Origin of the sequence: Pseudomonas sp. UBA3149 (assembly GCF_002364655.1) — a bacterium.
In the GTDB taxonomy this organism is placed as follows: domain Bacteria; phylum Pseudomonadota; class Gammaproteobacteria; order Pseudomonadales; family Pseudomonadaceae; genus Chryseomonas; species Chryseomonas luteola.
Genome location: NZ_DEYV01000049.1, coordinates 32,646 through 53,249 on the forward strand (window position 1 = coordinate 32,646; position 20,604 = coordinate 53,249).

Consider the following 20,604-nt stretch of genomic DNA (forward strand, 5'->3'; position numbering starts at 1 on the left):
CACACGAATAATTGCCGTCAACTTTATTCGATACGAAGGTTTACATCTGATCAAAAAACAATCAATAGCCTTATTTATTTAAGGTTTTTTGATGACTGACTCCTTCAATAAGAGAGAGACTACGGCAGAGTATGAAACTGTGAGCAGGATCGCTCGCTTGATTGAACCCATCGCTGGTAACGAACCCAACGGCATTTACAGGTTCCAAGCGACAACATGAGGACAAGGAAAGAAACATGCGTACAGAAGGGTTCTTCGACTGGCTTGGCCAAGCCCTTGGTCAGGTCATCCGCTTCATCATCGATCTGTTCAGCACCGTACTCAATGGCATTGGCGATGCCGTCCATGACTTCCTGCAAGGCATGGCTCGCGCCATCGGCATGGATGACTCCTACATCAGCTTCGTGGTACTGATCGTCGGACTGATTCTGCTCTATGCCGCGGTTCGTGCTTTTATGCGCCGCTCCATCATTGGCGGCATCATCTGGCTGGTATTGGGCCTGATGGTCATGAGCTGGCTGATTCGCTGAGCCTCTTGCACGCCAGGGAGCGGCGTGCCTGATCCCAATTGATCGATACCGGCAAGGATGCCTATGAATCGCCTGACTACCCTGCTTGCTTACCGTCCTGTCTGGCTTAAACCTCACACGAACTGCGGGTTCTGCGGCTCAGGTGTAGAGTCCAGCCTGCCGCTATGCCTTGGCTGCGAGACTGACCTGCCCTGGCTGCTCATGGGGCATTGCCTTCATTGTGCGATTCCGCTGCCTGACGAGGGGCTGATCTGCGGGGCGTGCCTGAAAAGGCCTCCGTCTTTTGATCATGTCGTAGCGCTCTGGCGTTACGGATTTCCCATTGGTAGCGCCATCAATCGGTTCAAGCATCAAAAGCAGTGGCCGCTGGGGCGACTGATGGCGGATCTGCAGGCTCGCCATTTGATGCATGCCTTTGACGAGGGATTGCCTCGGCCTGACCTTCTGCTTCCTGTCCCGATGGCGCAGAAGCGCCAACGCGAGCGTGGCTACAATCAGGCTGCCATGCTGGCGCGCTGGCTAGGAAAGTCTCTCACGCTGTCTGTAGCAGACGATGTCATTCAACGAGTGCTGGAAACCCCGGCGCAACAAGGCCTGGATGCCGCCCAGCGTCACAAGAACCTGCGCAACGCCTTTGCCCTCACCACTGCCAAGGCCGTACGCGGTCGCTCGATAGCGCTCATCGATGACGTCCTGACCACCGGTGCAACTGCCGAGGCCCTCGCTAGCCTGCTCAAGCGTGCAGGCGCCCTGCGTGTCGATGTGTACTGCTTGGCTCGCACGCCTAGGCCTGGCGACTAAACGCTCTTTCCACCTTGCCATGGGAACGGGCCGGCTCGTACACTGATCTATCGTTATATACCTTTGTATACTCCGACCTATGCTCAGTCACCTGACTCATCACATGACCCGTCGTCCCCAGCGGTTTGCACTGCTGGAGCAGGTCGCCGCCCAGGGCTCCATTACAAAGGCTGCCAAGGCTGCAGGGCTGAGCTACAAGGCCGCCTGGGATGCCATCGATGAACTCAACAACCTTGCCGGCCAACCCCTCGTCGAGCGCAGTGTCGGTGGCAAAGGCGGAGGCGGCGCACGCCTGACCCAAGAAGGCGCACGGTTGCTGGCCTTGTATCACCGCCTTGAAGCGCTTCGCGAAAAAGTGATCGAAAGTGCCGAGCATGTCGAGGACCTGGAGCGACTGGAACGGTTGATGCTGCAAACCAGTGCGCGGAATCAGCTGCATGGGGAGGTTGTTGCTGTAGAACCCAAAGGGCACAGCGATCTGATCACGATCCGGCTGCCCGGTGGCCTTCAGGTGCTGGCACAAATTACCCGTGAAAGCACCGAGCGATTGGGCCTTGCACCGGGTCGCAGCGTTACCGTGCTGATCAAAGCATCGTGGCTAAGCCTCCATGAACACGCTCCTGTGGATGCGGCCAACGCACTTGAAGGCCGGGTCGACACCGTTACCCCCGCCTCCTCCGGACCTGCCGACATTCGCCTGAGCCTGCCCAATGGGCAAACGCTCTGCGTGCTGCTGCCAGCAGAAGCCGAGTTGTCTCCTGCTCCCGGTCAGACCGTGTTCGCCTGCTTTGAACCCGACCAGGTCTTGCTGGGGGCGCCCCTGTGAAGAAGGAATCCTTGATGAACAAACGGCTTTTGGCTGCCGCGGCGCTTGCCACGCTCTTTACCGGCGCCACCGCTCAAGCAGCTGATCACCTGCGCATTGCTGTGGCGGCCAATCTGCTGCCTGTCATGCAGACCATCGCCAACGACTACGAAAAGCAGACCGGCGCCAAGGTGGAGCTGGCTGGCGGCTCCAGTGGTGCATTTTTTGAGCAGATTCAGCGTGGCGCACCGTTCGACCTGTTCTACTCGGCAGACGCGATCCGCCCGGACAAACTGGCAGACGCCAGCAAGGGCACCGAAAGCCGGACTTATGCGTGTGGTCAGCTGGCGCTCTGGCAAACCAGCGGCAAGCCCGATATTCACAATCTGCCATTCAAGCGTGTAGTGCTGGCGAATCCCGATACGGCACCTTATGGCGCCGCAGCCCTGCAGGCGCTGGACCGCAGCGGTGTATTGGAAACCGTCAAGCCGCGCCTGGCGTATGGACAGGACATTGGACAAACCTACAACTTCGTCAAAACCGGCAATTCACCCGCTGGCTTTGTAGCTCTCAGTCAGGTCAAAGCGGGGAATGTGCCGCCCGCGCAATACACGATTGTCGATGCCACGCTGTACGATCCTCTGACGCAAAAGCGCGTTATCCTGGCGGAAGGCAAGCAACTCGACCCCGCCAAGCGCTTCGTGGCGTTCTTCGATAACCAGAAAGAGACGTTGCACCAGGCAGGTTATTCTCTTCCAGGCGAGACGGGCTGTGCTGCTCAGTGAAGGAGACTGGCAGGCCCTGGCGCTGACGCTCAAGCTGGCCGTGCTATCCACGGCCCTGCTTCTGCTGATCGGTCTGCCGCTGGCGGCTTGGCGAGTGCGTAAGCAGACCCGCCTGCGCCAGATCCTGGATGCCGTGATCGCACTCCCCCTGGTGCTCCCACCCACCGTGCTGGGCTTTTACCTGCTGGTGGTGTTTGCGCCAGACTCGATGCTGGGCAGCGCCTGGGAAACAGTGTTCGGTCACCCGCTGCCCTTCAGCTTTGCGGGCCTGGTCATGGGGTCCATGATCTACTCGATCCCCTTCGTGGTGCAGCCTCTTACGGTTGCCTTCCGCGAGCTGAATCCACGCCTGTTCGAGGCCGCAGCAACGTTGGGATGCGGCCGTATCGAGCGCTTCTTTCGCGTTACCCTGCCCTTGCTCAAGCGCGGCCTGCTGGTGGCTGCAAGCCTTGCATTCGCCCATACCCTGGGCGAGTTTGGCGTGGTGCTCATGCTGGGCGGTAGTATTCCGGGGCAGACCCAGGTGGTTTCCATTGCTATCTTCCAGCACGTGGAAGCCCTTCACTATGCCGAGGCCCACCGGCTGGCCGGCTTTCTTCTGGTGCTGTCGTTCCTGATCCTGCTGTTCGTCTACGGCAATGGCGATACACGGTCTTATTCGGCCCTGCGCGTCACCAGCCGCCGCTAATCGCGGCTGGCGGCCGAATCGCTTCTGACACGAAACGTTCCCGAACCGACAGGGCAGCATTTGTTACCAAATGTAACCTGCAACACCGCCGTCACAATGCCTCACTACCTTCGCCACGACCGTCCAAACCAGCCACGAAACCTGTTTCGACGACGCGACGTGAGCCGGCAGCCTGATTATTTCAAAACAAGGTCTGCGGGGTTCGTTGTACTCGCTCTCGCCTGGGGTTTTGCGCCTGCCACATCCTGTGAGGAGCGCCTTGATGAGCCTGCAAAACGAACAACACCTGAATAGTGATCTGCTTGATGACGATACCCCTACTGATCTGGAACGCATCGTCAATCTGAAGCGCCGCAGCTTTATTGGTGCCGGTGCGCTATGTGGCGCGGCCTTCTTCCTGGGCGGCAACCTGCTGTCTAACAACGCACTGGCGGGTCCGGTATCCGAAGCGGCTCGCTGGGGCAGCGCTGGACGTCCTTCACGTCCGCTGTTGGGCTTCAAGAACGTGCCCGCTTCAACGGCTGACCAGGTCATTCTGCCGCCCGGCTATGAGTTCCGTACGCTGATCAGCTGGGGCGAGCCGCTGTTTTCCAACGTACCGGACTTCAAGCATGACGGTACGAACACCTCCGAAGACCAGGAGCTGCAGTTCGGGGATAACAACGATGGCATGTGCTTCTTCCCGTTCTACAACAAGTTCGGCCGGATTGACCCTGATCGCGCCCTGATCGCCATTAACAACGAATACACCAACTACGAGTATCTGTTCTCCGATGGCCGTCAACCGTCCTCCCCGGACGATGTACGCAAGGCGCTGGCTGCAGAAGGCGTCTCGGTGATCGAAGTTCGCCGTCGCGCGGGCCGTTGGGTCTTCAAGCGCGACTCCCGTTACAACCGTCGCGTGCATGGCAACGTGATGATGGATATCAAGGGGCCGGCTGCCGGCCATGACCTGCTGCGCACCTCCATCGAGCTGAGCGGCAAACGTGCCCGTGGCACCTTCCAGAACTGCTCCAGCGGGCAGACGCCATGGGGCACTTACCTGACGTGTGAAGAAAACTTCAATGGCTGCTTTGGCAGCACCGACAAGAGCATCAAGCTCAACGCCGCGCAGAAGCGTTACGGCTTGTCGGCCAATAGTGATAACAACTGGTACCCCTATAACGAGCGCTTCGATCTCGCCAAGCATCCGAATGAAGCCAACCACTTTGGCTGGATCGTGGAGATCGACCCGTTCAACCCGGACTCCACACCGGTCAAGCGTACCGCGCTGGGCCGCTTCAAGCATGAAAACGCTGCCGTAACCACGACCCAGGATGGCCGTGTCGTGGTGTACATGGGCGATGACGAGCGTGGCGAGTTCATCTACAAGTTTGTCAGCGACCGTCGTTACAACCCAAACACGCCTCTGGCGAACCGTGACATCCTCGATCACGGTACGCTGTACGTCGCCAAGTTCGATGATGGCGACGGTGATGTGAATCATCCCAGAGGCCGCGGCCAGTGGATCGAGCTGACCTATGGCAAGAACGGGTTGACCAAGGCCAACGGCTTTAACAGCCAGGCCGAAATCCTGATCCATGCTCGTCTGGCAGGCTCGCAAGTTGGCGCTACCCGTATGGACCGCCCGGAATGGATCGCGGTGAGCCCCATCAACGGACAGGTCTTCTGCACCCTGACCAACAACAGCAAGCGTGGCAGCGCCGACATGCCGGTCAACGGTCCGAACCCGCGCGCCAATAACATCTACGGCCAGATCCTGCGTTGGGAAGAGCCAAACCCGGCCGCACTGACCTTTGACTGGGACCTGTTCATCGTGGCGGGCAACCCGGTTGTGCATCCGGAAGATCCATACGATGGTTCGGAAAACATCAACGCCGACAATATGTTCAACAGCCCCGACGGCTTGGGCTTTGACGAAGCCGGTCGTTTGTGGATTCAGACCGATGGTGAAGACAGCAACGAAGGTGATTATGCCGGCATGGGTAACAACCAGATGCTGTGCGCCGACCCGAACACCGGTGAGATCCGCCGTTTCCTGGTAGGGCCGACTGGGTGTGAAGTCACAGGCCTGTCCTTTGCGCCGGACTATCGAACGATGTTTGTCGGCTTCCAACATCCCACCGGCGGCTTCCCGGACTATCTGCCTAACGGGCGTCCTCGCTCCACCGTCATTGCCATTACTCGTAAGGACGGCGGGATCATTGGGGAATAACATCTCCCTGCATAAAACCGGCAGCTAACCCTGCCGGTTTTTTTATGCCTGTTGATTGATGATCACTGGCACATGCATTGACATGATTTCGTCATACAAGCGCGCTAGCGTCGCGCCATCGCATACAAGGAGTCTGTTATGCATCCCGATACCCCTACCGATCTGGAACGTCTGGCCGGCCTGACCCGTCGCCGCTTCATTGGGGCTGGTGCTCTGTGCGGTGCTGCCCTATTTCTTGGCGGCCAGCTCATTCCGCGGAGTGTACTGGCACAAAGCGTGTCGCAAGCCACCGGCAGTGCCCTGCTGGGCTTTGAGAGCATTCCGATTTCCACAGCCGATACCGTAATCGTCCCGCCGGGTTATAGGGCGTCGGTACTTATCAGCTGGGGTGAACCACTGTTTTCAGATGTACCGGCTTTCAAGCATGACGGCACCGGCACAGCAGAAGCCCAGGAACGCCAGTTTGGCGACAACAACGACGGCATGAGCTTTTTCCCGTTCCCGAACGATCCCGACCGGGCGCTCATGGCCATCAATAACGAATACACCAACTATCGCTACCTGCTGGCCCAAGGCAAGGTGCCTCAATCGACCGAGGACGTGCACAAGGCCCTGGCCGCTGAGGGGGTCTCGGTTATCGAGGTGCGCCGTGTTGACGGACAATGGCATTTTGCACGTGATTCCGAGTTTAACCGTCGTATTCACGGCAACGCGCCGATTCGATTCAGCGGCCCGGCGGCTGGACATGACCTGCTCAAGACCGAAGCCGATTCAAGCGGCACGCATGTACTGGGCACCTTCCAGAACTGTGCGAACGGCAAGACGCCCTGGGGCACTTACCTGACCTGCGAAGAGAATTTTACGGATTGCTTTGGCAGTACTGATGCAACAATCAAATTCGACGCTGCCCAGAAACGCTATGGCGTGACGGTCGAGAGCAAGGGCAACGACTGGCACAAATACAATCCGCGCTTTGACATGGCCAAGAACCCCAACGAGCTGAACCGGCACGGCTGGGTAGTCGAGATCGATCCGTTCGATCCCAAGTCAGAACCCGTCAAGCGCACCGCGCTGGGCCGTTTCAAACATGAGAACGCTGCGCTGGCCCTGACTGCGGACAACCATGTCGTGGTGTACATGGGCGACGACGAACGTGGCGAATTCATCTACAAGTTCATCAGCCGCGATCGCTATGATGCCGCCAACCCCAAGGCCAACCGCGAGCTGCTGGACCACGGCACGCTGTACGTGGCGAAATTTGATGACGGTGACGGCAATCCCGATCATCCCAAGGGACGTGGCCAGTGGATCGAGCTGACCCATGGCAAGAACGGCTTGACCACCGAGAACGGCTTCAACAATCAGGCCGAAGTGCTCATTCATGCCCGCCTGGCCGGAACCCAGGTAGGTGCGACGCGCATGGACCGCCCCGAGTGGATTGCCGTCAGTCCCAAGGATGGCCAGGTGTATTGCACGTTGACCAACAACAGCAAACGCGGCAGCGAAGGCCAGCCCGTAGGCGGGCCAAACCCTCGCGCCAACAACATCTATGGTCAGATCCTGCGCTGGAGCGAGCACGGCAATGATGCCGCTGCCATGGCCTTTGACTGGGACCTGTTTGTCATTGCCGGCAATCCTGAGGTGCACAAGGAGACTGCCAACGGCGGCTCGCACAACATCAACGCCCACAATATGTTCAACAGTCCCGACGGCCTCGGGTTTGATGATGCCGGTCGCCTGTGGATCCTGACCGACGGGGATTACAGCAACAAGGGTGATTTCGCTGGCATGGGCAATAACCAGATGCTGTGCGCCGACCCGAATACCGGCGAGATCCGCCGCTTCATGGTGGGACCGATCGGTTGCGAGGTCACCGGCATTACCTTCTCACCGGATCAGCGCAGCCTGTTCGTCAATATCCAGCACCCTGGCGAAGAAGGCGGCTCTACCTTTCCGGAACACCTGCCCGACGGTCGGCCACGTTCCTCCGTCATGGTCATCACTCGTGATGACGGTGGCGTGATCGGCGCCTGATGACAAGGCTCTAATACGCGGGTACGGCCCTTGAGGCAGTATCCGCGTAGCACGACGCTCGCTGTACCAGGGTCTTTTTTCTCTGCACCGTCAGGCGTTCCAGCGCGCGCGGCATTGCACCTTCGTCACGCCCAGGCATCCAACCTGCTAGCATTCCGATTCAGAACCGGCATATGGCCGCTTCCAGATGCGTTGTAGGAGGATATCCATGTCACACCCGTTCGATACACTCAGCCCTGACGTGGTGATCGACGCCGTGGAAAGCCTCGGCTATCTCAGCGATGCGCGTATCTTGGCGCTTAACAGTTATGAAAACCGGGTTTATCAAGTTGGCATCGAAGACGAACAGCCCCTGATTGCCAAGTTCTACCGCCCACAGCGTTGGACGGATGCCGCGATTCGCGAGGAGCACACCTTCTCTTTTGAGCTGGTGGAGCATGAAGTACCTGTCGTGGCGCCCCTGTCGCGTGACGGTGAAACCCTGTTCGAGCACGCCGGCTTTCGCTTTGCCCTGTTTCCCCGCCGCGGCGGCCGGGCGCCCGAGCCTGGCAACCTTGAGCAGCTGTACCGCCTGGGTCAGCTCCTGGGTCGCCTGCATGCCATTGGCGCCAGTCGCCCGTTCGAGCACCGCGAGACGCTTGATGTACAGAGCTTTGGCCATGCATCGCTGGATACGCTGCTGAGCGGCGGTTTCATCCCCAAGAGTTTGCTGCCTGCGTATGAATCCGTGGCACGTGACCTGATCAAGAAACTGGATACGTTATTTAATTCGGTTAAATACACGAATATCCGCGTCCATGGAGACTGCCATCCCGGCAACCTGCTCTACCGCGACGAGACCTTCCACATGGTGGATCTCGACGACTGCCGTATGGCACCGGCGGTACAGGACCTGTGGATGATGCTGGCCGGGGATCGGCAAGAACGCCTGTCGCAGCTTTCGGAGTTGATGGACGGGTATCAGGAGTTCCATGACTTTGCACCCCGTGAACTGGCGTTGATCGAGGGGCTGCGCTCCCTGCGTCTGTTGCAATACAGCGCCTGGCTGGCCCGCCGCTGGGATGATCCGGCCTTCCCGAAGAGCTTTTCCTTTTTCGGGACCGAGCGCTATTGGGGCGACCAGGTTCTGATGTTGCGCGAGCAACTGTCAGCGCTTGATGAAGAACCGCTGCGGCTGTTCTGACCCTAAAGACACCAGGGCCGCCACAAACCGGGCGGCCCAGGTGTTCAGGCTCAATGACCGTTACGGGTCAAGCCGATCAGCGTATCGGCGACGTCCTTGGTCCGCCGTGAAGTGCTTGCTGTTGCGCTGCTGGAGCCTTCCAGCGCACCCAACAGTTCAGTCAGGGCATTTACATCCTGAGACTGTACTTCGATCTGCTGTGCAACCTGTCGGATTTCCTCAGCCAGCTTGTCGATATCCGTGCCGATTTCGCCAGCGTTCTGCTGGGTCTTTTCCGCCAGCTTACGTACCTCGTCTGCTACTACAGCAAACCCACGCCCTTGCTCACCCGCACGAGCAGCTTCGATGGCAGCATTGAGTGCCAGCAGGTTGGTCTGCCCGGCGATCTGCTGAATCATCTGCACAATGGACTGGATCTTCAGGCTCGACTGCGCCAAATCATTAGCACTGCGCACCACACTTTCAGCCTGACTGGACAGACTCTTGACGGTGCCACCCGCCTGATCGATCACACTGCCCTGCTGATTGATGGTTGAGCTAAGATCATCCATCGATACGTGCAATTCACCGGCATAATGATTTAACTGCTGAGCAATTTGCTCCTGGTTCTGATCCGCCTGATGCAACACTGCACCCAAGTCTTCAAGACCACGGAAAACCGGTTTGATGTGGTCATCCAGGCCGTTGCTGTCGATGTAGCTGGCAAAGTTCTTGCGCTTGAACTCATCGATCTGCTTGACCACAACCTGGCTCAAGCCCGCCAGCTTCTTGATCTGCCGACGCAGGAAAAAGGCCTTGAACTCGCCATAATGCGCCGTGAAGTTATCGATGTATTCATCACGGAACGGCGCCCCTTCCGGTGTACGGAAGAAAAATACCGCCGTCAGCGTCTGGTTCAGGTTAAGCCCCAGAATCTCGCCAAAGGTAGAAAAGCCCACCACAGGAATATCATCAAACGCTTCGTTCATGCGGCTCAGGTCGTTGCCATTGTTCAAGCGACGCAGAATGCAGTCGTTGAGTAGCCCTCCTACCGGTTTGCCGGACTTGCCTTGCAGGAAACGTTGAAGGTCTTTACGGGTGGCCTCAAGAATAGGCGTACGCTTGACCATCACCAGCTCTTCGCCCGGCGCCACGTCACAGAAAAGGTGGATACGCTCCTTGTCATAATCGATCTGGGCAATGGAGCGAACAAACAGCTCCTCACCCACACGGATAGCAAACGAGTAATTGGCCAGACGCTTTTCCAGGTCCTTGGGCTCGCAGTTCAGCGATTCGCACAGGGCGGCCACCATCGAGCGGATATTGCCCTTGGAGTCGATCACCTGACTGATGTAACGCTCTTCCAGCGACGCAGTGAGCACGCTCAGGCTAACTGATGTCGGCTCGAAGTTCTGGCTTTTGAACACACCGAAGCGGGCATTACGGGCGCATTTCAGAAATACGATCTGTACGTGGTTTTCGTAGCTGCGCTTGCCGTCATGGATCAAAGTCTTCACAAAGTCGGTCTTGCCACCAGCAGAGCCGCCTACGAACAGGCAGGGAAAACGGCCCGACTCGTAAAGGGCTTCCATGAAGAACGATTCGGATGCCGACAGGCCGTCAAACGTGACGTAAGCCAAGGTATCGCGATGGTCGATAGTCGTGTTGACACGCAGCCGCTTAATCGACTCGATCAGCTTGGCGATTCGCTGTTGCATGGACATACGTGGCCCTCGGGCACGGATGTCCTGGCTTTCCAACGGCACATAAACGGTTTCGGCCGAGGCGATGATGCTGGCATCAAACAGCTGCAGAACCACACGATCCCACTGATTGCCAGTGGCGCAATAAAGCTGATTATTCTGGCTGCACAGCTCACCGGACGTTGTACACAAGGTGATGGCAGCCTGCGGAAAACGCTCCGCCACTGCACGAGCTATACGGTCCAGATCAACATGGGGAGATACGAACCCAGCGATGTAGGTCGGCTCAAAGCGAAGTGCTCTCAGATCCTGCTGGATCTTCCCAGAAGAGCTGAGCACGCTGAGAACACCTCCAGACTGGGCGCTAGCGGGCTTGAAACGGGAGAATAGATTCATCGTAAGGGCTACCTGATACAACAGTAGTTGGCCAGATGGACAAGCCCAAACCTAGCGCCGAGGGAAACAGTCGTCTGTGTTTGGTTTGCCATCCCTGCAGCAATAAGTATTTAGAAGCTGAACAGGATTTCGACCTGCCCTGGAGTAACTGAAGGCCATTTGTCATAGCAATTACGTATAAGGCCTATGGAGTGTTGCAAGCTTTTTCCTGAACACCAGTTATGATTCAAGGTTTCTCCATAAAAAGTAGATATGTGTTATGTCCACATCCCCGCGCCAGGGTTACGTACTAGGCCTTACCGCCTATGCGCTCTGGGGACTATTCCCGCTGTACTTCAAACTGCTTGCCAACATTCCTCCCGTCGAGATCCTGATCCAGCGTATCTTCTGGTCGGCCCTGATCGGGGTCTTGCTGCTTCTGATCTGGAAACATCAGGGCTGGTGGCGCGATTTGCGTGCCAATCCCTCCCGCATTGCCCGGTTGTGGCTGAGTGGCCTGCTGGTGGGCGGCAACTGGCTGACCTACATCTGGGCGGTCAACAGTAACCATGTAATCGAAGCCAGCCTTGGGTATTACATCAACCCGCTCATCAATGTGCTGTTGGGCATGGTGGTGCTGGGCGAACGGTTAAGGCCCCTGCAGTGGCTGGCCGTGGGAATGGCTGCCCTAGGCGTTGCCCAGCAGATCTGGACGCTTGGCCAGCTGCCCTGGGTATCCCTGGTGCTGGCCTTCAGCTTTGCTTTCTACGGACTGGTGCGCAAGGGCACCCAGGTGGCTGCCCTACCAGGCATGGTGGTCGAAACCTGGCTGTTGGTCCCGCTGGCTGCGATTGCACTCCCCCTGTTGACCCAGCAGGTCAGCCTGGAACCGGCACTCTGGCAATCACCGATGGCCATCGTACTGATCCTGTCCGGCCCCGTTACGCTGGTTCCCCTGCTCTGCTTCAACGCAGCGGCGCGCAAACTGCCCTATTCGACATTGGGCTTCCTGCAGTACCTGGCCCCTACGCTGGTACTGATACAGGCAGTCTTCCTGTTCCACGAGCCCTTCCCTATGGAGCGGATGGCCGCCTTCCTGTGTATCTGGGCAGGCCTTGCCGTGTTCAGCTTTGACGCCTGGCGCTCCCTGCGCCGTTACGCAGCGCCTGCTGCCCGCACCTGACCGTCGTGGTTGTCGCGGTAGACAACCAGTTCGACCATCAAATCGTCCGCCAGGGTCTCCAGACTCTGGCGGAGCGTATCCAGCTCAAGGGCGGGCGGCAGGGCCAGCAGCGCCGTGGTGTGGAACAACTGTTCGCTGCTCATCGGCGCCGCCCGCACATCGGTACTGAGCCGCTCGACATTAACGCCTAACCGGGTGAGTTGACGGGTAATGTCCCGAACGATCCCGGGACGGTCATTGCCCAGCAGATCCAGCTGGATGAGCTGAGGCTTGGGTGCCTGCTCTACCCGGCTTTCCGCTACCAGCACACGCATGCCCCTCACATCCAACCCTTTCAGCTGGGCAACCAGGGCGTCGCGCTGTTCCGGCGCGACACTGACGCTCAGGATTCCGGCGAACTGACCTGCCATGCGTGACATGCGGCTTTCCAGCCAATTGCCGCCCCGCTCGGCAACACAGTCGGCCAGCTGCTCGACCAGACCCGGCTGATCCGGGGCAATGATGGTAAGGACCAGAACATCCACGATAGCGCTCCTTTTGGTTGATCATCTTTCCAGCGTAGAACAGCCAGCCAACCTTGCCGACCCACTTTTCATGAACGGACCTGCCATCGTTTTGCCTGTGGCAGACACTTTTCCAGCGAGGCCTAGTCACATGGCCAGATAGCCACCGAATGTCGGCGCGTCGTGCAGCCAAGCGAGGCGAACAATGAGTAGAAGAAAAACCATCGGCGGCCTGCAGATAGCCGCCGTGCTTCATGAGTTTGTGAAGACTCAGGCGATTCCAGGCACAGGCATCGATATGGACCATTTCTGGCATGGTCTGGAAAGGCTGCTGGATGAGTTCGCCCCGCGGAATCGAGCGCTTCTGGAAACCCGCAGCCAGCTCCAGGCCCGTATCGATCAATGGCATCTGGCGCATGCCGGACAGCCACACGATGCACACGCCTACCGCACCTTTCTTGAAGAGATCGGCTACCTGCTCCCCGAGCCGGACGAGGTCAGCGTCACGACAGCTAATGTCGACCCGGAAATTGCCCAGCTCGCCGGGCCGCAACTGGTCGTGCCGGTCACGAATGCCCGCTTTGCGCTCAATGCCGCCAACGCACGCTGGGGTTCGCTATACGATGCGCTCTATGGCAGTGACGCGATCCCTGAAGACAGCACGGTTGAAATCTGCGATAGCTATAACCCGCTCCGGGGCGAAAAGGTTGTGGCCTATGCCCGGGGCTTTCTCGACGAAGCCGTGCCGCTTGCCGAATACTCCCATGGCAATGTCAGAGGCTACAGTGTCCAGCGTGGCGAACTCATGGCCGAGATTGGCGACAGTCGCTACGTTTGCTTGGCCGAGCCGGACGCCTTTGTCGGCTATCGCGGGCAGGCTTCGCAGCCGGAGGCCATTCTGCTCAGGCACCATGGGCTGCATATCGAAATCCAGATTGACCGCAACAACCCGATCGGCCACGCCGATGCGGCAGGCGTGAGCGATATTCTGCTCGAATCGGCCCTGACGACCATCATGGACTGCGAAGACTCTGTCGCAGCGGTAGACGCCGAAGACAAGGTACAGGTCTACCGCAACTGGCTGGGCTTGATGAAAGGTGACCTCTCCCAAGACATCACCAAGAACGACAAGGCCTTTACCCGGATCATGAACCCGGATCGGCCCTACATCGCTGCTGACGGCAGCGAGTTAGTCCTGCCGGGCCGTTCACTGCTGTTTGTCCGCAATGTCGGCCTTTTGATGACGACAGACGCCATCCTGGACCGCGACGGCAACGAGGTTCCCGAAGGCATACTGGACGCCGTCTTTACCAGCCTGTGCGCCCTGCACAACCTGAACGGCAACACGCCGCGCCCCAACTCGCGCACGGGCTCGGTGTATATCGTCAAGCCCAAGCTGCACGGCCCGGAAGAGGTAGCCTTTACCGGCGCGCTGTTCGGGCAGGTCGAGGATCTCCTTGGCCTACCGCGCCATACGCTCAAGATCGGTATCATGGACGAGGAGCGGCGGACCAGCGTCAACCTCAAGGCCTGTATTTCTGCGGTGAAGGAACGGATCGTGTTTATCAACACCGGCTTTCTTGATCGCACCGGCGATGAGATCCATACCTCGATGGAGGCCGGCCCTCTTATCCGCAAGGCTCTCATGAAGCGTGCCACCTGGTTCAGAGCTTACGAGGACAACAATGTGGACGTCGGGCTGGCCTGCGGTCTGCGTGGCCGTGCGCAGATTGGCAAGGGCATGTGGGCCATGCCGGACATGATGGCCGCCATGCTCGAACAAAAAATCGCCCACCCCCAGAGCGGGGCCAGTACGGCTTGGGTACCCTCGCCTACGGCCGCTACGCTTCACGCCATCCACTACCATCAGGTCGATGTGGCGGCACGGCAGGTCGAGTTGGCCAAGCGTGCGCCGGCCGCACGAGAGGATCTATTGAGCATTCCGCTGGTTGATGTCGCCGAACTCAACGCCGAAGAGATCCAGGAAGAGCTGGACAGTAATGTCCAGAGCATCCTGGGCTATGTGGTGCGGTGGATTGATCAGGGGATCGGCTGCTCCAAGGTGCCGGACCTCGATGATGTGGGACTCATGGAAGACCGTGCCACACTGCGTATTTCGAGCCAATTGCTTGCGAATTGGTTACATCATGGTGTGATTAATAGGGAACAAACGATCGAAGCTTTCCGTCGCATGGCTCTAGTGGTGGATCAGCAAAATGCAGGCGATCCCCATTACCGCGCCATGGAGCCTGATTTCGATAGCAATATCGCTTTTCGGGCTGCCTTGGACCTCGTTCTGGAGGGAGCGAAGCAGCCCAGCGGCTATACCGAGCCGATCCTCCATCGTAGACGTCGTGAGGCCAAGGCGCGGAGGCAATGAACAGGTCTCGCTGATACGCCTTTGCAGTAGCGGCTGACGGGACCTATGGAACGCATCACCAACTATATAAAAGGCGTTACCCATGACCAATCTTCGTCCCCTGTACGCTTCAGCGCTTGCTATTGCCCTGGCCGGATGTGGCGAGCCGTCCAAGCTTGGCCCAGATGCCGCCTATGGCCCCAAGCCGCAACTTCCCGAGCCCAAGACCAGCCTTATCCCTCTGGTCAACGTAGCGCCCGCCACCGGCTGGCCGGAAGGCGGTAAACCCGCTGCTGCCCAGGGTCTTCAAGTCAACGCCTTTGCCACCGGCCTTGATCATCCCCGCTGGATCTATGTATTGCCAAACGGTGACGTTCTGGTCGCCGAATCGAACAAGCCCACACAAGAGCCGGCGGGCTTCAATATCCGCAAGCAGGTCCAGGGCATGATGATGAGCAAGGCCGGAGCCGGCGTGCCCAGCGCTAACCGCATCACCCTGCTGCGCGATGCTGACCACGATGGCGTGGCCGAAACCCGAACGACCTTTCTGGAGGGCCTGCACTCGCCCTTTGGCATGACCCTGGTCGGCAATGACTTCTACGTGGCTAATGCCGATGCACTGGTGCGCTTCCCTTATAAGGAAGGCGATACGACTATCCAGGACAAAGGCACCAAGGTGGTCGACCTGCCTGCCGGCATTAACCATCACTGGACCAAAAACGTGATTGCAAGCCGGGATGGCAGCAAGCTGTACATCACGGTTGGCTCCAACAGCAACGTCGGTGAGAACGGCATGGACATCGAGGAAGGCCGTGCGGCCATCTGGGAGCTGGACCGCGCCACCAGCAAAATGCGGCTGTACGGCACAGGTCTGCGTAATCCCAATGGTATGGATTGGGAGCCGCAAACCGGCAAGCTCTGGACAACAGTAAACGAGCGTGACGAGATTGGCAGTGACCTCGTACCTGACTATGCCACCTCGGTTCAGGACGGCGGTTTCTATGGCTGGCCCTACAGTTATTACGGCCAGCATGTGGACGAGCGCATCAAACCGCAGCGCCCGGACCTGGTCGCCAAAGCCATCGTGCCTGACTATGCCCTTGGCACCCACACCGCCTCGCTGGGCCTGACCTTCTCCAAGGGCGATGCTTTGCCGGAGCAGTACCGTTATGGGATGTTCATCGGCCAGCACGGCTCCTGGAACCGCAAACCCAAGAGCGGCTACAAGGTGGTCTTCATCCCCTTCCAGGACGGTAAGCCCAACGGCGCACCCCAGGATGTACTGACCGGCTTCCTGAACCAGAAGGAAGAAGCTCAGGGCCGTCCGGTTGGGGTCATCAATGACAAGCAGGGTGATCTGCTGGTTGCGGATGATGTGGGTAACGTCATCTGGCGAGTAACCGCGGCCAAGTAAGTAGGCCACCGTGCTTGGGCTGCTCTAAGCAGCCCAGGCACTTGCCTTAATGCTTTTCTAAACGGGCAATGGCTATAAAAACCGCAGCGGTTGTCACCACGCCCCATAGGACAGGCCCTATTGTAGGAATAGGGCGCAACAGGAAAAAGCCTGCCACAGCAACCGCCAAGGCAATCAGAAGCCCTGGGCCGAAGCCTCTGGTGATCTTGAAGGCGTTACGGCATGCCTTGCAATACCGAGCACCGCCGGGCTTGGCAGGCCCCAAGATTGCAGGTGAGAAGAAACTGATGGAGGCGGAGCAATGCGGGCATTTCATGGGCAATTCCTTATGCTAGGCGTCGATTTCACGAGCCAGCATAACGTCTTCCAAACCTGTCCCTTGTGCTATGGTCGGCACGTCTGAACAGGCTTTACCGTCACGTAGCTGAAACATGAAACGGAGCGCACTCCAAAGGCGCCCACTATCCTCTGCGTTGTCACTCAAGCGCTAATCGCTTGCTCATCAATAGAGTCTGGCTACAGTTTCAGGAAGACAGGGATGAAGATCATACTTATGCGACATGGACAGCCAACATTGAAACCATGTCCAGGCAAAGTCTCGCCCTCTGATATGCACCGTTAGATCAGTGATTACAACCTGTCCGAGGTCATGGATGATCCTGCTCCGCCAACAACGCGTGAGCTGACAGCTCAGGCGAAATATATCATCAGCAGCACAATGCCCAGGGCACTGACTTCACTCGACAGGCTAGGGTTGAAACCCTTTCAAACCGATACGCTATTTAGCGAAGCGGAGCTTCCTTTCCTGCACTGGCCTGGCCCCAGGCTTTCTCCGCTTACGTGAGCGTTTGTTTTTCGAATGCTTTGGCTCTGCGGTTATTCACGTGGCGTCGAGTCGTTTTCAAAAGCACGCGAGCGGGCCCAGCGAGCTGCTCAGCGACTCATCTCGCTGGCTGAAGAAGGGATGGTACTGTTGCTGGGTCATGGCATCATGAACCGCCTTACTGCCAGGTAATTACTCGCTCACGGCTGGAAGAGCGAGACGCGCCATGGGAATAAATATTGGAGCGCCTCGTCCTATATGCTGCCTGCCAGGGCCTCGCAGGATTAGTGTTCACTGCTGCCCTTTTGCATAAAGCGCTACAGGCGAAAGCAGCCTTGCATGAACCCCAAGAGCGGCTTGTACTTATCAGGAAGCCCCTAATGCCTCCTCTAATTGCTGCAGGTTGAAGGGTTTAGGCAATGACATTGATTGTATGTTTGCGGATACAGTCCCTTCCCCTGACATGAAAATGACTCGCAGCCCAGGTTGCTGGCGTACAGCTTCATACGCAAGATCGATTCCAGACATACCCGGCAAGTTGACGTCTGCCAGCAGGATGTCAAACCTCAATCGTCCCAAGACCTCAAGTGCTTTTTCAGCAGTTTCACAACCTTTGGCGGTGTATCCCAGCATTTCGACCATCTCACAGGTCATGGAAAGCAGGTCGGTCTGGTCGTCCAGTATCAAAACCTGCTGTGTACCGACAGCTTTTTCGATAGGCGCAGGCACCAGAACGTTATCATCTATCCGTACCGGCTTATGGCTGGCCAGTAGCTGTCTAATCTTGCGTGCCAGATCATGCAGCCGATAGGGTTTGCTCAACAGCTCGACACCGGGATCAAGCCGCCCTCCGTGAACGATGGCGTTCTGGGTGTAGCCTGACGTAAACAGCACGGCAATGTCAGGCAACAACTGCTTGGCCTGACGTGCAAGCTCAGGGCTGCGCAGAGGACCTGGCATTACAACATCGGTAAACAGCAGATCGATATGCAGCCCGCTCTGCAAGATGCTGAGCGCACTTTGTGCATCATTGGCGCGTAGTACCTTGTAGCCAAGCCCGCTTAGCAGGTCGATGACCGTGGCTTGAACAGCCAGATCGTCCTCAACCACCAGAATCGTTTCATCGCCGCCGATAACCGTGCCGCCAACCGCTGCAGGCGAAGCAATCTCGATCTCATGAGTCCGGGGCAGGTATAGCTTGATTGTCGTGCCACTGCCCAGCTCGCTGTAAATGCGGATATGACCACCACTCTGCTTGGCAAAGCCATACGCCATACTCAAGCCCAGTCCGGTTCCCTGGCCCTCAGGTTTGGTCGTGAAGAAAGGCTCGAAGGCATGCTCCATCACATCAGGCGACATGCCTGATCCCGTATCGGATACCGCCAGCATGACGTACTGCCCTGGCGCAACGTCAGCCTGTGACTGGGCGTAATGGTCATCCAGCATGGCATTACTGAGTTCGAGAGTAAGCCTGCCATCGCCTTGCATGGCGTCACGGGCATTAATGGCTAGATTGAGAATGACATTTTCCAGCTGATTAGGGTCGACCATGGTCGTCCACAAACCGCCCGCAATGATTGTCTCAATCTGAACGCTCTCTCCCAGGGCGCGGCGAAGCAGGTCGTCCATGCTGTGCAGCAAGCGGCTCAGATTGGTCGGAACAGGCTTTAGTGGCTGTCGACGTGCGAAGGCCAATAGCTGCGAGGATAGTTTTGCGCCACGACTAACGGCCGCTACGGCTGCATCCAGCTTGGCCATGCCGCTGCTACTGTTTCCTAATGCGGGTCTTAATAGCTCAAGATTGCCTTCGATAATCTGAAGGACGTTATTGAAGTCATGGGCAACGCCGCCGGTCAGCTTGCCGATCGCCTCAAGCTTCTGGGATTGATGCAGCGCCAGCTGGCTCCGCTCCAGTTCCCGGGTACGCTCCTCTACCAGCATCTGCAGGTTTTCCCGGGAACGTTGCAATTCCTCCTGGGCGAGCTTTTGAGCCGTAACGTCATGTCCTTGGAAGAAGATGCCGCTTACCAGCCCATTCTCAGCAATGACCGGCTGGAAAACAAAATCGATGTAACGTGTTTCTGCCGGTGCATCCGGCACACGTTGCACATAGACCGCCATGCTACGCCCCGTGTGGGGCCGCTTGGTGGAATACACCCGATCCAGCCACTCCAAGAGGGCTTGATCCTTGAGTCGAGGAAATGCCTCCGAAGCGGGTTTGCCGATGATATCGCGATGACCAACCAGTTGATAAAAAGCCCGGTTAGCCAGTTCAACCAGATGCTGCGGGCCTTGGGTGACTATTACAAACCCCGGCGCCTGTTCGAACAGCTGTTGTAAATGCTGCCGTTCCTGCCGGATGACGCGTCCAAATTCCTCATGGGCCAGTCGCTCAGCGACCAGTGCCGAAACATCGCGAATGGTTACTGATACGCCAATCAGCGTACCTGATTCATCACGAACACCTGAAAGCATCACCTCAAGAACGACTTCGGCATCACATACCATGCAGTGATACTCGATCACATGCATCTTTTTGCCCGCCATCACCTGCTCAACTGACTCGTCCAATACGGGTGCCCAAAATGGCAGAGCTCGGATATTACGGCCTACCGTCTCGTCGGCACTCAGACCAAACAGCTCTTCAGCACCTGCGCTCCAATACAGTACATCCAGCCGCACATCGACACCGATGATGGCTTCCTGCGCCGCATTGATGAAATTAGCCAGGTAATAATCAGCAGCTCGCAGGCGACGATACTCATGATCGTCTACGGATCGCGTAGCACTTAAGCTGACATTGGCCTGATCCAGAGTAGTACGCAGCTTGATTCGACGCCGCGCTCGACTGGCGGCCTGGGCGGCCTGAAGGGCAAGCGTCCCTGGAACCAGCTCGGCAATGGACCAGTGTGATCCCAGCATGGGTGCCAGCCCCAGGTTTTTCCTAAACGCATCACCTTGTTCAGGTGCACGAACAAAAATCAGCTCGCACTGAGACCAGACAGCTCTCACTGCCTTGGCCACTGCAGCCGGTTTAACGAGCGACGGCATGAGAATGACAACAGCGGGCTCATCGCTTGCGATAAGCCCGTTTGAAACGTCTGTATCCAGGCAGTAACGAACGTCTAATGCCTGCGATTGGAGCGCCGCGCCAAGCATGGACAACTCATTACCAGCACGGGGTTCGTCTGGCGCAATGATGACAGCGGTCTGAAATATCACAA

General features: G+C 57.8%; 15 protein-coding genes and 1 pseudogene. 12 read left to right on the plus strand and 4 right to left on the minus strand.

Translation table 11 applies throughout. The features are described 5' to 3' along the window. Positions 1-236 precede the first annotated feature (236 nt). The 8 genes from B3729_RS24435 (at position 237) to B3729_RS24470 (ending at position 9,041) form a co-directional block, all read left to right on the plus strand. On the plus strand, positions 237-530 hold the full coding sequence (locus B3729_RS24435) for a hypothetical protein (RefSeq protein WP_010796033.1): 294 nt from the start codon (positions 237-239) through the stop codon (positions 528-530). Positions 531-593: 63 nt separating this feature from the next. After that, complete coding sequence (locus B3729_RS24440) at positions 594-1,331, plus strand: ComF family protein (protein WP_286789231.1); 738 nt, start codon at positions 594-596, stop codon at positions 1,329-1,331. 103 nt (positions 1,332-1,434) lie between these two features. Continuing rightward, complete coding sequence (locus B3729_RS24445) at positions 1,435-2,157, plus strand: TOBE domain-containing protein (RefSeq protein WP_286789232.1); 723 nt, start codon at positions 1,435-1,437, stop codon at positions 2,155-2,157. A 14-nt stretch (positions 2,158-2,171) separates the two neighbouring features. After that, complete coding sequence (gene modA / locus B3729_RS24450; protein ID WP_286789233.1) at positions 2,172-2,921, plus strand: molybdate ABC transporter substrate-binding protein; 750 nt, start codon at positions 2,172-2,174, stop codon at positions 2,919-2,921. Beyond that, positions 2,908-3,609 (plus strand): molybdate ABC transporter permease subunit, encoded by a 702-nt coding sequence (modB, locus tag B3729_RS24455; protein ID WP_122041440.1) that lies wholly within the window; start codon positions 2,908-2,910, stop codon positions 3,607-3,609. Before modA ends, modB begins: the two co-directional genes overlap by 14 nt. 262 nt (positions 3,610-3,871) lie before the next feature. Next, the gene (locus tag B3729_RS24460) at positions 3,872-5,824 is read left to right on the plus strand and encodes a PhoX family protein (protein WP_286789234.1); all 1,953 of its coding nucleotides are present in this window, start codon (positions 3,872-3,874) and stop codon (positions 5,822-5,824) included. Between the two features lie 138 nt (positions 5,825-5,962). Further along, positions 5,963-7,858 carry a PhoX family protein gene (locus tag B3729_RS24465; RefSeq protein WP_286789235.1) on the plus strand — a complete coding sequence of 632 codons (1,896 nt, stop codon included), beginning with the start codon at positions 5,963-5,965 and terminating at the stop codon, positions 7,856-7,858. A gap of 208 nt (positions 7,859-8,066) precedes the next feature. Further along, positions 8,067-9,041 (plus strand): serine/threonine protein kinase, encoded by a 975-nt coding sequence (locus B3729_RS24470; RefSeq protein ID WP_122041437.1) that lies wholly within the window; start codon positions 8,067-8,069, stop codon positions 9,039-9,041. A 50-nt stretch (positions 9,042-9,091) separates the two neighbouring features. On the opposite strand, the gene B3729_RS24475 is transcribed toward B3729_RS24470, so the two are convergent. After that, positions 9,092-11,119: a methyl-accepting chemotaxis protein gene (locus B3729_RS24475; protein WP_286789236.1), complete on the minus strand. Its 2,028-nt coding sequence runs from the start codon at positions 11,117-11,119 to the stop codon at positions 9,092-9,094. 259 nt (positions 11,120-11,378) lie between these two features. Here B3729_RS24475 and rarD point away from each other — a divergent pair, with 259 nt between their 5' ends. Next, positions 11,379-12,281, plus strand: a complete 903-nt coding sequence (rarD, locus tag B3729_RS24480; protein WP_010796042.1) for an EamA family transporter RarD — start codon at positions 11,379-11,381, stop codon at positions 12,279-12,281. Here rarD and B3729_RS24485 read toward each other — a convergent pair. After that, positions 12,254-12,805 carry a glycine cleavage system protein R gene (locus tag B3729_RS24485; RefSeq protein ID WP_286789237.1) on the minus strand — a complete coding sequence of 184 codons (552 nt, stop codon included), beginning with the start codon at positions 12,803-12,805 and terminating at the stop codon, positions 12,254-12,256. The two genes, rarD and B3729_RS24485, sit on opposite strands and share 28 nt — an antisense overlap. Positions 12,806-12,989: 184 nt before the next feature. Between B3729_RS24485 and B3729_RS24490 the strand changes: the two genes are divergently transcribed. Together B3729_RS24490 and B3729_RS24495 are read left to right on the plus strand one after the other, a co-directional pair. Next, positions 12,990-15,164, plus strand: a complete 2,175-nt coding sequence (locus B3729_RS24490) for a malate synthase G (RefSeq protein ID WP_286789238.1) — start codon at positions 12,990-12,992, stop codon at positions 15,162-15,164. 82 nt (positions 15,165-15,246) lie between these two features. Continuing rightward, positions 15,247-16,557: a PQQ-dependent sugar dehydrogenase gene (locus tag B3729_RS24495; RefSeq protein ID WP_286789239.1), complete on the plus strand. Its 1,311-nt coding sequence runs from the start codon at positions 15,247-15,249 to the stop codon at positions 16,555-16,557. Between the two features lie 46 nt (positions 16,558-16,603). On the opposite strand, the gene B3729_RS24500 is transcribed toward B3729_RS24495, so the two are convergent. Next, positions 16,604-16,873: a hypothetical protein gene (locus B3729_RS24500; protein ID WP_010796046.1), complete on the minus strand. Its 270-nt coding sequence runs from the start codon at positions 16,871-16,873 to the stop codon at positions 16,604-16,606. Positions 16,874-17,206: 333 nt separating this feature from the next. Between B3729_RS24500 and B3729_RS24505 the strand changes: the two are divergent. After that, positions 17,207-17,668 (plus strand): annotated as a pseudogene (locus B3729_RS24505) (histidine phosphatase family protein). 78 nt (positions 17,669-17,746) lie between these two features. On the opposite strand, the gene B3729_RS24510 reads toward B3729_RS24505, so the two are convergent. Then, on the minus strand, positions 17,747-20,602 hold the full coding sequence (locus tag B3729_RS24510; RefSeq protein ID WP_286789240.1) for a response regulator: 2,856 nt from the start codon (positions 20,600-20,602) through the stop codon (positions 17,747-17,749). Positions 20,603-20,604 lie beyond the last annotated feature (2 nt).